12 protein-coding genes and 1 pseudogene are annotated in these 14,127 nt (G+C 55.8%); 10 read left to right on the plus strand and 3 right to left on the minus strand.

Going from position 1 to position 14,127, the window contains the following annotated elements:
• Window positions 1–219 precede the first annotated feature (219 nt).
• Both YERSI8AC_RS23355 and YERSI8AC_RS23360 read left to right on the plus strand, forming a co-directional pair.
• Window positions 220–1,521: an ISL3 family transposase gene (locus YERSI8AC_RS23355; protein ID WP_008958322.1), complete on the plus strand. Its 1,302-nt coding sequence runs from the start codon at window positions 220–222 to the stop codon at window positions 1,519–1,521.
• Window positions 1,522–1,542: 21 nt separating this feature from the next.
• Window positions 1,543–2,594 (plus strand): annotated as a pseudogene (locus tag YERSI8AC_RS23360) (ISL3 family transposase).
• Here YERSI8AC_RS23360 and YERSI8AC_RS23365 read toward each other — a convergent pair.
• Complete coding sequence (locus YERSI8AC_RS23365) at window positions 2,591–3,076, minus strand: hypothetical protein (RefSeq protein WP_231125682.1); 486 nt, start codon at window positions 3,074–3,076, stop codon at window positions 2,591–2,593. The pseudogene YERSI8AC_RS23360 and the gene YERSI8AC_RS23365 sit on opposite strands and share 4 nt — an antisense overlap.
• A gap of 205 nt (window positions 3,077–3,281) precedes the next feature.
• On the opposite strand from YERSI8AC_RS23365, the gene YERSI8AC_RS23370 reads away from it, so the two are divergent.
• From YERSI8AC_RS23370 to YERSI8AC_RS23385, 4 genes are all read left to right on the plus strand, one after another.
• Window positions 3,282–4,196 carry a cation diffusion facilitator family transporter gene (locus YERSI8AC_RS23370; protein ID WP_027965780.1) on the plus strand — a complete coding sequence of 305 codons (915 nt, stop codon included), beginning with the start codon at window positions 3,282–3,284 and terminating at the stop codon, window positions 4,194–4,196.
• Between the two features lie 113 nt (window positions 4,197–4,309).
• Entirely contained in the window at window positions 4,310–4,987 is a 678-nt protein-coding gene (locus tag YERSI8AC_RS23375) for a DsbA family protein (RefSeq protein ID WP_022521292.1), read from the plus strand.
• The gene (locus YERSI8AC_RS23380) at window positions 4,987–5,976 is read left to right on the plus strand and encodes a M23 family metallopeptidase (protein ID WP_051233885.1); all 990 of its coding nucleotides are present in this window, start codon (window positions 4,987–4,989) and stop codon (window positions 5,974–5,976) included. Before YERSI8AC_RS23375 ends, YERSI8AC_RS23380 begins: the two co-directional genes overlap by 1 nt.
• 111 nt (window positions 5,977–6,087) lie before the next feature.
• Window positions 6,088–6,870, plus strand: coding sequence for a ZIP family metal transporter (locus YERSI8AC_RS23385; protein WP_027965781.1), 783 nt, complete (start codon window positions 6,088–6,090; stop codon window positions 6,868–6,870).
• A gap of 28 nt (window positions 6,871–6,898) precedes the next feature.
• On the opposite strand, the gene YERSI8AC_RS23390 is transcribed toward YERSI8AC_RS23385, so the two are convergent.
• A complete protein-coding gene (locus YERSI8AC_RS23390) occupies window positions 6,899–7,357 on the minus strand; it encodes a MerR family transcriptional regulator (RefSeq protein ID WP_082051477.1) in 459 nt (152 codons plus the stop codon).
• Between the two features lie 86 nt (window positions 7,358–7,443).
• Between YERSI8AC_RS23390 and YERSI8AC_RS23395 the strand changes: the two genes are divergently transcribed.
• Genes YERSI8AC_RS23395 through YERSI8AC_RS23410 form a run of 4 tightly spaced genes read left to right on the plus strand, consistent with a single transcriptional unit; the run spans window position 7,444 to window position 12,764 of the window.
• Window positions 7,444–9,630: a heavy metal translocating P-type ATPase gene (locus YERSI8AC_RS23395; RefSeq protein WP_159177720.1), complete on the plus strand. Its 2,187-nt coding sequence runs from the start codon at window positions 7,444–7,446 to the stop codon at window positions 9,628–9,630.
• A complete protein-coding gene (gene lspA / locus YERSI8AC_RS23400) occupies window positions 9,627–10,130 on the plus strand; it encodes a signal peptidase II (RefSeq protein WP_016916426.1) in 504 nt (167 codons plus the stop codon). Before YERSI8AC_RS23395 ends, lspA begins: the two co-directional genes overlap by 4 nt.
• A gap of 4 nt (window positions 10,131–10,134) precedes the next feature.
• A complete protein-coding gene (gene lnt, locus YERSI8AC_RS23405; RefSeq protein ID WP_016916425.1) occupies window positions 10,135–11,667 on the plus strand; it encodes an apolipoprotein N-acyltransferase in 1,533 nt (510 codons plus the stop codon).
• Between the two features lie 53 nt (window positions 11,668–11,720).
• Window positions 11,721–12,764 (plus strand): L,D-transpeptidase family protein, encoded by a 1,044-nt coding sequence (locus YERSI8AC_RS23410; RefSeq protein WP_016916424.1) that lies wholly within the window; start codon window positions 11,721–11,723, stop codon window positions 12,762–12,764.
• Window positions 12,765–12,890: 126 nt separating this feature from the next.
• Here YERSI8AC_RS23410 and YERSI8AC_RS23415 read toward each other — a convergent pair whose 3' ends face one another.
• Entirely contained in the window at window positions 12,891–13,796 is a 906-nt protein-coding gene (locus YERSI8AC_RS23415) for a hypothetical protein (protein WP_016916423.1), read from the minus strand.
• Between the last annotated feature and the right edge of the window lie 331 nt (window positions 13,797–14,127).

The following is a 14,127-nucleotide window of genomic DNA, read 5'->3' on the forward strand; positions in this document are numbered from 1 at the left end:
GCCTGCCCTCCGTGATTAGTACAAGGGAAGCACACGACGCAGGCTCTACCGTCGCTGTTCGCGCTGGGCGCCGCCGTGCTCAACGGTCCCCTCAACCAGGGGATCATCCACGGCCTCAAGGTCAGTGGCGGCATTCTCGTCACCATGTAGCTGGCATCGTCCTCAATGCCAAACAGGCACTATCCCGATAAACATACTTGCCACGAAAACGCCCAAGATATGACGCACTTTTCTGACAACATTCTCCACCTGCCGGAATACCACGTCCTGGGCACCAAGGTGGAAGAGCATGATCTCCACTACCAGATCGAAGCTCCTGAGCCTCTAGCTTGCGAGGAATGCGGCGTTGAGAATGAGTTTGTCAGGTTCGGCAAGCGCGATGTGGCCTATCGTGACCTACCCATCCACGGCAAGCGGGTCACCCTCTGGGTGGTCCGTCGCCGGTACACATGTCGAGCCTGCGGAAAGACATTCCGTCCGACGCTCCCCGAGATGGTGGACACTCATCGCATGACGCGGAGGCTTTACAGCCATGTTGAAAAGGAGGCCTTCAACCACCCCTACGCCTATGTAGCCGATACCACGGGCCTCGATGAGAAGACCATACGCGAAATCTTCAAGAAAAAGGCTGAGTTCCTGGCGATTTGGCACCGCTTCGAGACTCCTCGTTGCCTGGGCATCGACGAGCTGTACCTGAATCGCCGCTACCGCTGCATCCTGACCAACTTGGAGGAGCGTACTCTGTTAGACCTGCTGCCCGGTCGTCAGCAGGACGCGGTGACGAAGCGGCTCATGAGCATGACTGAGCGCGACAAGGTCGAGATCGTCAGCATGGACATGTGGAAGCCCTACCGCCGTGCCGTTCAGGCGGTGCTGCCACAGGCCCGCATTGTGGTCGATAAGTTCCATGTGGTGCGTATGGCCAACGAAGCCCTGGAGAAGGTCCGCAAGGGGCTCAGGAAGGAGTTGACGGCCAACCAGCGACGAACCCTTAAGGGCGACCGGAAGATCCTGCTGAAGCGGGCTCACGACGTCTCAGACCGCGAGCGTCTCATCATGGAAACCTGGACAGGGGCCTTCCCCCAGCTCCTGGCAGCCTATGAGCACAAGGAGCGGTTCTACCACATCTGGGGCTGTGCCACCCGGCGGGATGCTGAGAAGGCGTTGGCTGCCTGGGTTGACGGCATCCCGCAGGGGCAGAAGGAGGTCTGGAAGGATCTCGTTAGCGCCGTCAGTGGCTGGCGTGAGGAGGTGCTGACCTACTTCGAGACCGACATCCCAATCACCAACGCCTTCACGGAGTCGATCAACCGGCTGGCCAAGGACAAGAACCGCGATGGCCGGGGCTATTCATTCGAGGTGATGCGGGCCCGGATGCTCTACACCACCAAGCACAAGAAGAAGACGCCACAGACCAAGGAATCTCCGTTCCTGGGCAAGGCCACCATGACCTACAGCATGGGTCTCCCCGAGGCCGAGAAGAACTACGGCGTCGATCTATCAACCTTCTGGGAGGATTAAGGTTTTGGTGGATCAGAGGGGATCATCAACCACTTAATCCGGATACCCGATCTCCACTACCAGGTCGAAGCTCCTGAGCCTCTAGCTTGCGAGGAATGCGGCGTTGAGAGTGAGTTTGTCAGGTTCGGCAAGCGCGATGTGGCCTATCGCGACCTACCCATCCACGGAAGGCGGGTCACCCTCTGGGTGGTCCGTCGCCGCTACACCTGCCGGGCGTGTGGAAGGACGTTCCGGCCAGCTCTTCCGGAAATGGTAGACGATCACCGCATGACGCGGAGGCTTTACAACCACGTCGAGTGGACCTGCTGCCCGGTCGCCAGCAGGACGCGGTGACGAGGCGCCTCATGAGCATGACCGAGCGCCACCAGGTCGAGATCGTCAGCATGGATATGTGGAAACCCTACCGCCGTGCTGTCCAGGCGGTACTGCCGCAGGCTCGCATTGTGGTCGATAAGTTCCATGTGGTGCGGATGGCCAACGAAGCCCTGGAGAAGGTGCGTAAGGGACTCAGGAAGGATCTGAAGCCAAACCAGCGGCGGACCCTCAAGGGCGATAGGAAGATCCTGCTGAAGCGTGCCCACGACGTTTCAGATCGCGAGCAGCTTATCATGGAGACATGGACAGGGGCCTTCCCTCAGCTCCTGGCGGCCTACGAGCACAAGGAGCGGTTCTACCACATCTGGGACAGCACCACCCGGCGTGATGCCGAAAAGGCGCTGGCCCGCTGGATTGACGACATTCCACAGGGGCAGAAAGAGGTGTGGAAGGATCTCGTCAGCGCCGTCAGCGGATGGCGCGAGGAGGTGCTGGCCTACTTCGAAACCGACACCCCAATCACCAACGCCTTCACGGAGTCGATCAATCGGCTGGCCAAGGACAAGAACCGCGATGGCCGGGGCTACTCATTCGAGGTGATGCGGGCCCGGATGCTCTACACCACCAAGCACAAGAAGAAGGTGCCGCAGATCAAGGAATCCCCCTTCCTGGGCAAGGCCACCATGACCTACAGCATGGGTCTTCCCGAGCCTGAGAAAAACTACGGCGTCGATCTATCAACCTTCTGGGAGAGTTAAGGGTTCGAAGGAGCAAGGGGGCTCCATCTACCACTTAATCCGGATACCCAAAACAGGAAGGGAACAATAAACGGACATAACGCGGTGTTGACTGCGTTGAAAACAGCGGCAAGCGCCACATTGCCTTTTGCCATCAGTACCAAAAGAGGAGAGGACACATCTGTCGGCAGCGTGCCGAGCAAGGTTTGGCCAGCAGCCAGCGGGCCGCTTCCAAAAAATAGACGGCCCGTTAGCCACCCGGCAATCGACATAGGCCCATAGACCAGCCCCAATGCCAACAACTGCCGTGACGGCTTTCGGAACACGATGCGCACTGCATGCGCATCGAATGTGAGGCTGATAATCAACATCAGTAATGCCAGTAATGGCCCAATCGCGAACTTAAGCATTATTCCGGTGGCCGGAAAGAGTAAGCCTCCCCCCGCGACGACGATTACAAACCAGACAAGGTGCGCCTCGACAAAATAAATGAATCTACCCATGGTGGATTAGACGTTACCGGTTGAAGTGGATTGAGCCCCGCACCTAAAACATGATCACCTTCGGCCCAGCGCGCCATGGCTCGCTTGGTAGCTAGGGACGTGCTTCCCAATCCAGCGATGCAAATAGATAATGCTCAAGGGTTGAAGCTTTAGTTGCTAGAGGTTTTATAGTACCAAGAACAGATAATTCGAGAGAAGGTAACAGATGGGACATCATCATGATCATCCCCACATTGATCCTGCCTCTGGCGACCGGCGCGTCAGCATCTCCATTTGGGCCAATGGGCTCTTAACCATCGCTCAAATCGTCGGTGGCATTATGGCGGGGAGCCTATCGCTGATCGCTGATGCGTTACATAACTTTTCTGACATGGCAGCATTAGTCATTGCCTTTGCTGCTCGTAAAATCGCCAGACGGCCTGCCGATGTGCATATGACCTTTGGCTATGGCCGCATCGAGATAGTGGCAGCACTCATCAATTACACCACCCTCATTATTGTCGGTGTCTACCTGATTTACGAAGGCGCTATGCGGATGGTCGATCCCCCTGAGATAGAGGGATGGACGATCGTGATTATTGGTGGCGTCGCGCTCGTCGTCGATGCCCTTACCGCCATGCTCACGTGGTCAATGCAAAAAGAGAGTGTCAATATCCGCGCCCTTTTTCTGCATAACTTATCGGATGCGTTTGCCTCCATCGCCGTGATTATCGGTGGTTCGCTTATTTTACTGTACGACATGCGCTGGGTAGACCCCGCGATCACGATAGGGATTGCGCTATATATTCTTTACCTAGCCTTCTCTGAAATTGGCGGCCCTATCCGTACGCTAATGCTGGGATCTCCCCCGGACATTGACGGGCAGGCAGTCGTTGAGACCGTACGAGATATCGAGGGAGTCCAGGATATTCACCATGTGCATCTATGGCAGATGCAGGAAAACATGGCAGCCCTTGACTGCCACGTGGTTCTGACAGAAACCGGCTGGCAGCAGCTTGAATCCGTCAAAGCAGAGATCAAGGAGCAGCTTAAAATGCGCTTCAGTATTGCTCATTCCAGCCTAGAGTTTGAGCATAGTGACCACGCGCATCAAAATGCCAATCTATATGGGCATGAGTGACAGACCGAGGCCGGCTCCCAGCTCAGGTAGATAGCGAGCAGCTTACTCCCATAGCGATTGGCTTATTTTTCAACCCTACTTTTCCACCCCATCGTTGAGACAGAGAGAGAAACATGTTCAAAAAAGCGTCTTTTATATTGGCCGGTACGTTAATGCTGACCGCTGCGATCGTCGCCGTATCGAAGCCTGCCCTCTTAGACATGCAAGCTCAGGCAGCAAAAGAGAGCGGTGTCCAGGCCGAGGACTCCTTGGTGCGTTCACACTCCCCCATCTTGGGACGAGAAGACGCGCCGGTGACGATTGTGGAATTCTTCGATCCGGCTTGCGAAGCCTGCCGTGCTTTCTATCCCCTGACAAAAAGTATTCTGGAAACCTACCCAGAAAAAGTGCGGCTCATCGTGCGCTACACTCCTTTCCACGGCGACGTATCGGACAAGGCCATTCGGGTATTAGAAGTTGCTCGTCGTCAGGGCGTCTTTGAACCGGTACTGGAGAGGCTGCTGGCTCGCCAGGATCAATGGGCTTCACATGGCAGTTTTGATGAATCCGCTATCCTCGATATCGCGAGCCAAGGAGGCCTTGATTTAGCGGCTGCCGAAGAGCAACTGACTTCTGCTGAGGTGCAGGCGGTGATTGACCAAGACATGGCGGATGTCAGAGCCAATCAGATTCGCCAAACACCTACCTTTTTTGTCAATGGCGAGCCTTTAGACCCCTTTGGTATGCAAGAGCTGATTGATGCCGTCGAGAGTGAAGTAGCGGAGATCTCTGGGGAAGAGGATGGCCAGTGATGCAGCGCTGGTGGTTACTAGGCTTGGTGGGCTTTTACCCCTTGCTAGCCGAAGCCAATTGGCAAACGCATCTGTCATTGCCTCCGTCTGAACTTAGCCCTGTCAAGTTACAGGCGGCTAGCGAGCAAGAAGGCACATTACCGCTCGATAGCGTTGATACCCTAACCTTTGGGCGTGATGTCGTCATTGATACCACCCTCTACGAGGCCTTGGCAGCAGAAGGTGTCCCAACGCGTTTCGCCACTAAACTGGAAACACTGCTCAGCGAGTTTATCGCAGCGCCGCTGGAGTTTTCTGGCAGTGAACGTATTCAATTAGTGTGGGAGGAAGATCGACGCCAGGACGGCGCCCGTGTTGGGCCACCACGCCTCAGTTATGCCGCTCTGCCTGATCAGGCAGAGCCCTTGGAGGTCATATGGCCGGTCACCCAAAAGGGGGACGTAGCTCTTTTCAAAAGCGACACCCTGCTAGGCACGTTGCGGTTGCCCGTGCTTAGTGCCCGCTTAACGTCTCGCTTTGGGAATCGGCGACATCCTGTGTATGGAGGGATGCGTCCTCATAATGGAATTGACTTGGCTGCGCCGACAGGAACGCCGGTCATTGCCACCGCACCTGGGCGCGTATCCTTTATGGGTCGCCAAGGGGGATATGGGCAGGTGATCGAGGTGGAGCACGACACAGGGGCAATCAGTCGCTACACACACCTTAGCCGATTTTCCCCACAGCTAGTGGTTGGGGATTTAGTCAATGCGGGAGAGTCGCTCGGAGAGGTAGGTGCCTCTGGGGTCGCCACGGGGCCCAACCTACATTACGAAGTGAGAGTCAATAACCAGCCTGTTGACCCCCTTGGTCAAGGTCAACGCATCATGCTAGGCGAACAGCCGACTCAAAGTGAATATCAAGCGTCACTTTACGAGGCAAGAGATCGCTTAGAACAAGCTATCGGTACGGCGTCACTTTATGACTTGATCTCGTTTAACGAGCCGTAACCACTCGTGCTTAACAACGTTGCATGGGGGTTAGTAACGTGAACGTGCGCTTGTCTCGTTATGGAACCCAAGCCGTGTAATCACTCATCTATCACAACACAGGTAATCGGTATGGAAGAGGTTTCTCCCGTCACCATGGGGGTATTGGCAAGCCTTGCGGCGGGCTTGATGACGGCTGTAGGGGCGCTTCCTGTCTTGTTTACCAAAACACCGAATCGTGGTGTTCGCGATTTAGCGTTGGGGTTCGCCGCTGGTGTCATGCTAGCGGCCTCTTTCTTCTCACTGATCATACCCTCCTTAGAAGCCTCGGAGCTGCGTTATGGCGGTAGCGTGGTACCTGCTGCCATTGCTTGTGCGGCCATTTTGCTAGGGATTGGAATGGTCGCACTACTGAACGAGCTCTTACCTCATGAGCACTTCGAACAGGGGCGAGAAGGGCCAGAGGCTGCCTCACTACGCCGTATCTGGTTGTTTATTATTGCCATTACGATACACAACCTGCCAGAAGGGCTGGCCGTTGGCGTGGCCTTTGGCGCAGGGGGAAGCGAAGGAGGCATGCCGCTAGCGATTGGCATTGGACTTCAGAATGCCCCAGAAGGACTGGCCGTAGCAGTATCACTGCTAAGCGTGGGCTATTCACGTTGGCGGTCATGGACGATTGCCGCCCTTACGGGGCTTGTTGAGCCGTTGGGTGGCTTATTAGGCGCTGGAGTCATCAGCATGTCACAAGCGCTACTGCCCTGGGGGTTGGCCTTTGCAGCGGGGGCGATGTTGTATGTGATCAGTCATGAGATTATTCCCGAAACTCATCGGAGCGGGCACCAAAAAAAGGCCACGCTGGGCCTCTCCATCGGATTGGTACTCATGCTGTTTTTGGATGTTTCGCTGGGCTAACCATTGGGCGTGGGGCGTAGCGTTAGTGCTAACCCAAGTCGTGAGCCCCTCCGTGCGATTTTTCAGTGATACAGAGCTGATGATCACTGATGACCTCAATGATTCGGCAGCTTTCCACTTTACCACCGGCACACTGTGTGACCATCCGTTGAAGCTCCTCACGCAGTATGGACAGTCGTTGAAGGCGGGACTCCACTTTCTTTAGGTGATGCGTGGCGATGGCATCGACTTCTTGGCAAGGCATATCAGGTTGATCTGACATGGCCAAAAGCTCTCGCACTGACTCCACCGAAAAGCCAAAGTCACGGGCATGACGAATAAAGGTCAAGCGCCGCACAGCGTCGTCTCCATAGCGGCGCTGTCCTCCGCCGGTTCGTGTCGCATCGCGCAACAGCCCAATACGCTCGTAATAGCGAACCGTTTCAGGTTTGCAATCGGCTCGTCGTGCTAACTCACCAATGCTGATACTTTGCCCCATCATCGACATGGTAAAACTCCTTACGCAGGGCTTGAAGCTGTAGTTGCTACAAGGTTTACACTTCAAAACCATAGCTCATTGGGAGAAGAGGCACCATGAAAACATCAACGCAGGCGACAGCGCCTACCGTCTTGACACTGCGTGTTGAAGGCATGGACTGCGGCGGTTGTGAGCGCAAGGTTGTGTCGGCGCTAGAGCGGCTGGACGGCATTGAGGAAGTCACGGCAAGCTCCGTCACAGGATCGGTGAAGATTCACCAGCGCGATCATGGAGGCCCCTCGCAACAGACCATTGAGGGCATCCTGAACGAACTAGGCTATCAAGTGACTTCCCCTGCTGGCCAAACACGCGCATCTGGTGCTTCATCCTCTTGGTGGCAAACCGCTAAAGGGCGCTTGGTCATTATCACGGGAAATCTGCTGATCGTAGCCTTCGCGCTTCGTTTAGCATGGCCTGCGCTGGGTAATGTGCCGTTCATTCTGGCCACGCTGGTCGGCTTAATGCCCATTGCGCAGAGTGCCTGGGGCGCCCTCAAAATGCGCAACCCCTTTACCATCGAGATGCTGATGTGCATCGCTGCGGTTGGCGCATTGGCCATCAATGCTGCTGCTGAAGCTGCGATGGTCGTGTTCTTGTTCGCCGTAGGTGAGCTACTCGAAGGGGTAGCTGCGTCACGGGCGCGCCGCAGTATCTCAGCCTTGGCAAACTTAACACCCTCAACGGCGAGGCTGATGGACAACGGCCATCTGCGTGATGTCTCGGCGGAGTCACTTAAACCCGGTCAGCGTGTGCTGGTGCGGCCCGGTGATCGCGTACCCTGCGATGGACGCATCCTGGTGGGCACCTCCGACATTGACGAGTCGCCGGTAAACGGCGAGTCCATACCTCGTTCGCGAGCGCCTAGTGATGACATTTTTGCTGGCACAGTGAATCTTGATGCCGCCCTGGAGGTGGAGGTAACACGAGGCGCTGATGACAATACGATCGCACGCGTTATTCGTCTGGTTGAAGAAGCACAGGCCGCCAAGGCACCGATAGCACGCTTTATTGATCGTTTTGCGTATTACTATATGCCCGCCGTCGTCTTACTCGCCCTACTGATGGCGATAGTGCCACCGCTGGTATCGACCATGGCATGGTCGGAGTCGATTTACCGTGCGTTAGCATTGCTGTTAATCGCATGCCCCTGCGCGTTAGTCATTTCCACCCCTGCCGCCATCGCCGCCGGTCTCTCGGCGGGAGCTCGGCGCGGACTACTGATCAAAGGGGGAGCCGTTCTTGAACAGTTAGGTAAGCTTCGCTTGGTGGCATTAGATAAAACGGGCACCCTCACTGCGGGTACCCCAAGAGTCACAGATGTGGAGTCTTGGATTGCTGAGGAAGACGATAACAGCGTATTGCGGCTCGCCGCCGCAATAGAGCGGGATTCCAGTCACCCTATCGCCACGGCTATCGTTGAGCATGCCCGACAGTCGGGCATCAACCTCCCCACCGTCACCGGCGGCCGCGCTCTGGCGGGGCGCGGTGTTTCCGGCCAGGTGGAGGGTCGCGAGCTGAGCTTAATGACGCCTCGTCACCTTCACGAGAAAGTCATCCTTGAGGAAAGTCTCAGTGCTCGGATTGTCGCGTTAGAAGAAGCCGGTAAGAGCCTCGCTCTCCTCGTCGAAGGCGAGCGTTTACTGGGCTTGATCGCGGTTCGCGATGAGCCACGCGAAGATGCCATGGAAGGCCTAGCGGCGCTATCCCGTTTAGGCGTACAGGCGGTCATGCTCAGCGGTGATAATGCCCGCACCGTCGCTGCCACGGGGGGTCGCTTAGGCATTGAAGCGTACGGCGAACTAATGCCTGAAGACAAGGCAGCGTATGTTCGAGACTGGCAAGCGGCAGGCCGTGGCCCCATCGGTAAAGTAGGCGATGGCATCAACGATGCACCGGCACTCGCGGCAGCAGATGTGGGTATCGCGATGGGGGGTGGCACGGATGTGGCGTTGGAAACCGCCGATGCAGCCTTGCTCAAGAACCGCGTTACCGGCATCGCTGAGCTGATAGACCTCTCTCGTGCCACGCTGCGCAATGTGAAAACCAACGTTGTTCTCGCCCTTGGCTTAAAAGCCATTTTCCTAGTTACAACGGCGCTGGGTATTACCGGCATGTGGATTGCGGTGATGGCCGATACCGGTGCTACCGTCCTGGTGACGTTGAACGCCATGCGACTGCTGGGTTACCGCTTTTCGCCCAGTACCGCAATGACAGGCCTGTCACAAGGAAAAACAACGTCATGAGAACAGCGCCAAACGATAGCCCTTCACGTCGCTGGCCATGGTTCACATTAGCTTGCGTGATGGCTCTAGCCGATCAACTGGTCAAGGAAATTGTGCATGCCCAGATGTCGTTTGGCCAAGTCATTCCGCTAACGCCGTTTTTTAACTGGGTTTATACCGGGAACACAGGAGCCGCTTTCAGCTTTCTCGCAGAAGCAGGGGGTTGGCAGCGCTACCTCTTTCTTGGTTTAGCGTTGGTGGTGGTCGTCGTATTGGTTGTGCAGCTATGCAAACCCCTGTCGCGCTTGGAGGCCTGTGCGTACAGCCTGATTCTTGGCGGCGCGCTCGGTAATACTGTTGATCGCTTAGCGCGAGGGTACGTCGTCGACTATCTGGACATTTACTGGGGCGAATGGCATTGGCCCGCCTTTAACATGGCCGATATCGCGCTATTTGCCGGTGTATTGATGTTCGCGGTGGCGTTATGGCGTGAAAGTCCTGCTTTTAAGCGCTCTGAGTAACGCTATGGATGTGGTCGATAAAGATAAAGAATATACGCTTTTTGCTGGGCGCTCCTCACCAATAGTCGATTGCGTTGTAGCGCTCGCCGCTGGGGTGCTGACCACCTTGAGTGCCGCCCCCTTTTCCCTATGGTGGCTTGGCCCAGTGAGCGTGGCACTGGTCTATTGGAGAATAGCGTCGCTAACGCCCGCCATGGCCACCCTGCGTGGGTGGTGCTATGGGGTAGGCCTGTTCGGTTCAGGCACGTCGTGGGTCTTCGTTGCTATTCACGATTTCAGTGGCACCGGGGCCTTGGTGGCGATGCTCCTCACCACTCTTTTTGTCAGCGTCCTGGCGCTCTTCTTTGCAGTCCCCTTTGGGCTCTATCGACGCATCACGGGGCCACGGTTCGCCTTTCTTAGCTTTGCCGGTATGTGGGTGGTGAGCGAATGGCTACGCACTTGGATGCTCACCGGCTTTCCCTGGTTATTGCTGGGCACCTCTCAGATTGATTCTCCACTAGCCCCATGGGCGCCCGTTGGTGGTGTGTACTTGCTGTCACTCATGACCGCGCTGACAGGTACGTTAGGGGTAGAGGTACTGCGTCGCCGCTGGAGTTTCCTTGTCCCAATGGCCGCCTTGTGGATCGTTCCATTCCTATTGCCCGCCCAATGGACAACCCCGGCTGGCAAGCCCATCCGGGTGGCATTGCTGCAAGGGAATCTTGACCAGCGCATTAAGTGGACTGCCCAAGGGCAGCGCGAAGCGATCAGTATCTACACGACGATGACACGGGAGCAAGCAAGGGATATCGATCTCATCGTTTGGCCTGAGGCAGCCCTTCCCATGCTTGAGCAGGAAGCACAGCAAATACTTGAGCAAGTAGCGTCCGACCTGGGGCCTGACACCGCCTTGTTGACCGGCATTTTGCAACGCGACAGTGAAGGGCGCTCTTATAACAGCGTCATAGGGCTAAATGATGTGCAGGGCGAATACCAGAAGGCGCACTTGGTGCCCTTTGGCGAGTATTTGCCATTCCAAAGTCTCCTCGCTGGCACCCTTGCTTTTTTCGACTTGCCAGTACCTCGCCTGACCCCAGGGTCAGGCGAACAGGCTCCGTTACACGTGGCTGGAGCCACCATTGGCAATGCCATTTGTTACGAAATCATTTTTGCCGACCATGTCGCCCAACAGGCGCGTAATGCCGAGCTGCTATTAACGGTTTCCAACGATACGTGGTTTGGGCGCTCCATTGGCCCACACCAACATCTTCAAATGGCGCGTCTACGTGCCTTAGAAAATGGTCGTCACCTACTTCGAGCTACCAGTAATGGCGTGACGGCCATCATCGATTCACAAGGTCACGTCACAGCCCGTGCCCCACAGTTTGAACAGGCCAGTTTAACGGGCGAGGTGACCCCGATGCAGGGCCTAACTCCTTTCACACGCACCGGTAGTGGCCCCGCTTGGATACTCGCTGCGGTGCTGACACTGCTCGGGTTACAACTGAACTTATCTCGATCAAAAAACGACGCATTAGATGAAAAAGGAACCTAGCGATGCTCTTGGCAAAGAACGCAGCAATACTTAAGAGATTCCTCCCATGGCCAATGCAGATCGGCTTCATCGTGAGTGTGATGGTTTCGTTTCTGGCATGGCTCCCTGTCGCCATGGCGGCACAACCTTCCACTGCCCAGGAGACGGAATGGCCCAAGGGGCATTACCCGCTACCTGAGGAAGGCAATATTATCGGAGAGGCTGACACCTTCATCGTGAAGAATTACGAGGATACTCTGATTGATATTGCCAGACGTCACAACCTTGGCTACCAGGAGATTGTACGTGCTAACCCAGAGGTCAGTATTTGGGTGCCCGGAGTGGGTACTGAAGTAACCATTCCAGGACGCTTCATCCTGCCGAATGTCGAGCGTACTGGGGTCGTCATCAATATCGCCGAGCTGCGGCTTTACTACTACCCAGATGTCAAAACCGGTGAGACACCGCGCGTTGAGACCTATCCTATCGGCATCGGTCGCGAAGGGTTTGATACACCCCTTGGTGTGACCGAGACTACCATGAACATTAAAAACCCCGCATGGTACCCGCCTGAGTCGGTAAAACGTGAAGCGGAAGCACGCGGCGAAACCGCACCAAGCGTTGTACCGCCCGGCCCCGATAACCCGCTAGGAGACCATGCCATCATCCTAGGCTTCGATGGCTATTTGATTCACGGCACCAACCAGCCCGATGGCATTGGCATGCGCGCAAGCCGAGGTTGTATCCGCATGTTACCCAAAGACATCGAATCTATATTTGACCGCATTCCACCCGGCACCCAAGTCAACATCATCAATCAGCCGATCAAGATAGGTTGGGAAGGCGGTCAGCCGCTGATTCAAGCCTTTCCGCCGCTTGGAGAAGAAGAGCACAGTATGACCGCACTCACAGAGACCATGACACGCCTTAACCAATACAATGTCGATAACGTAAACCTCGATTACGAGCAGCTCAGCGATGTCCTGTCACTCTCTAACGGGCTTATAACCCCACTACATCCAAAGCAGGAACAGGAGCCACAGCGCCACAGCCCAGAAGAGAAGGCTATCAAGGGCATTTATGAAGACCTGGTTTTGACGTCATCTCAACGGTCATGACACGCCTTTTGGCACCCCGTTGAGCCCTGGCATATAGGTAGAGAGCCATAGCCCCGTCCAAACGGCGGGGCGACATTCGCCTACAGAGTCGCGGGGCCCTCCAAGTGACTGCGCGCTATCAGTGTCTTAGCACTCAATATCCAGAGGCAGCCAGTAGGTAACGCCACCCACTACCACCTGTATCCCGTCTGTCGTCCGCTCTACGGTCTGTTGTCGAAGCATTTTCTGCGTTAATTTTGTGTCATGGAAATACTCCATGGCAGCAACGATCCATGCCTCCCTCCAGGCCTCTCCTTGATCAGCACACCGGGCCATCGTCATCAGGGTGCGGGCTAGTGTTTCTTTTCGCCGCTTTCTTGCCCGTTTTACATCCACCCGAGGAGCCAACGTGGTGGCATGTTGGCGATTTAAGAAATTAGTAAACCCCGTGACCGAGGCTGCTTGTCCGGGCACCGCATGCAAATAGTTGTCCACATCGCCCTGTTGAGGCAGTCGCTGCCCCTCCCGGTCAGTAGCGAGTAGCAATGCGGCTGCCGCTCTTAGTGCAAGTCGTGCGGAGGTGTGGGACGTTTTGCCCGCCTCTATACGGGTTTCCAATTGCAGCCAATAGGCTTGCAGCACTTGGTCTGATAGCGAAGCGAACGGCATAGAACTGAGACACGCTTGAATACGTCTTTTCTCTGAGTCGATCCGCTTTGCTTGGTGATCCGGCTCTACCCCTTGCTCTTCATGCAACCATCGCATGGGAAGCCTCACACGCCGCAAGCCCTCCGCCCCGAAGTGATGAAGTAGCTCCGAATAGCTCGGTATCCGTGACCATGCCTGGTCGAGCTCAAGGAAGAACGAGAAGAAATGATTGATCTTGAGGGCAGCCTTATGCGGCCCAGTGATACGAATCAGCCATTCACCAAATTCCCCAAAGGCCTCACTTAACGCTTTGGTAGTGATACCGGCTTGGCCAATGGTGATGCGTTTACGGCATGTTCGCGTCCAATAGCAGGGCTCACAGGCATCACCTCGACCCGCTGGCATGGGATTACCACACGATGGGCAGGCAATTTCCCCTTGCTCATTACAGGCTTTGCACAACGCATCCCCGTTGGGTGCCACCACCAATAAACGATGTCGACGACATGCAGAACAGGTACCGTGGTCTGCTGTCGAACAGCGTGGACATAAGCGATGATCATGCCCCATACGCGCCACTCGGGTAAGACGTTGAGATGCTTTCCCACACGCCTCGCAGGGCTCTGGTTCTTTGAAATAGGGAGCGCAGGCGATACAGACAGGGCCGTAGGGAGTGACCTTGCCGATGTTGTAGTCTGAACTGGCTTTTCCACATCGTGCACACGGTTTGTCAACG

The organism is Halomonas sp. 113 (assembly GCF_904067645.1).
In the GTDB taxonomy this organism is placed as follows: Bacteria; Pseudomonadota; Gammaproteobacteria; order Pseudomonadales; family Halomonadaceae; genus Vreelandella; species Vreelandella titanicae.

What these genes read in the sequence shown, in the direction of transcription:
- YERSI8AC_RS23375 (WP_022521292.1), top strand. Translation starts at nt 4,310, where the DNA reads ATGTTCAAAAAAGCGTCTTTTATATTGGCCGGTACGTTAATGCTGACC.
- YERSI8AC_RS23355 (WP_008958322.1), top strand. Translation starts at nt 220, where the DNA reads ATGACGCACTTTTCTGACAACATTCTCCACCTGCCGGAATACCACGTC.
- YERSI8AC_RS23410 (WP_016916424.1), top strand. Translation starts at nt 11,721, where the DNA reads ATGCAGATCGGCTTCATCGTGAGTGTGATGGTTTCGTTTCTGGCATGG.
- YERSI8AC_RS23365 (WP_231125682.1), bottom strand. Translation starts at nt 3,076, where the DNA reads ATGGGTAGATTCATTTATTTTGTCGAGGCGCACCTTGTCTGGTTTGTA.
- YERSI8AC_RS23370 (WP_027965780.1), top strand. Translation starts at nt 3,282, where the DNA reads ATGGGACATCATCATGATCATCCCCACATTGATCCTGCCTCTGGCGAC.
- lspA (WP_016916426.1), top strand. Translation starts at nt 9,627, where the DNA reads ATGAGAACAGCGCCAAACGATAGCCCTTCACGTCGCTGGCCATGGTTC.
- YERSI8AC_RS23415 (WP_016916423.1), bottom strand. Translation starts at nt 13,796, where the DNA reads ATGCCAGCGGGTCGAGGTGATGCCTGTGAGCCCTGCTATTGGACGCGA.
- YERSI8AC_RS23380 (WP_051233885.1), top strand. Translation starts at nt 4,987, where the DNA reads ATGCAGCGCTGGTGGTTACTAGGCTTGGTGGGCTTTTACCCCTTGCTA.
- YERSI8AC_RS23390 (WP_082051477.1), bottom strand. Translation starts at nt 7,357, where the DNA reads ATGTCGATGATGGGGCAAAGTATCAGCATTGGTGAGTTAGCACGACGA.
- YERSI8AC_RS23385 (WP_027965781.1), top strand. Translation starts at nt 6,088, where the DNA reads ATGGAAGAGGTTTCTCCCGTCACCATGGGGGTATTGGCAAGCCTTGCG.
- lnt (WP_016916425.1), top strand. Translation starts at nt 10,135, where the DNA reads ATGGATGTGGTCGATAAAGATAAAGAATATACGCTTTTTGCTGGGCGC.
- YERSI8AC_RS23395 (WP_159177720.1), top strand. Translation starts at nt 7,444, where the DNA reads ATGAAAACATCAACGCAGGCGACAGCGCCTACCGTCTTGACACTGCGT.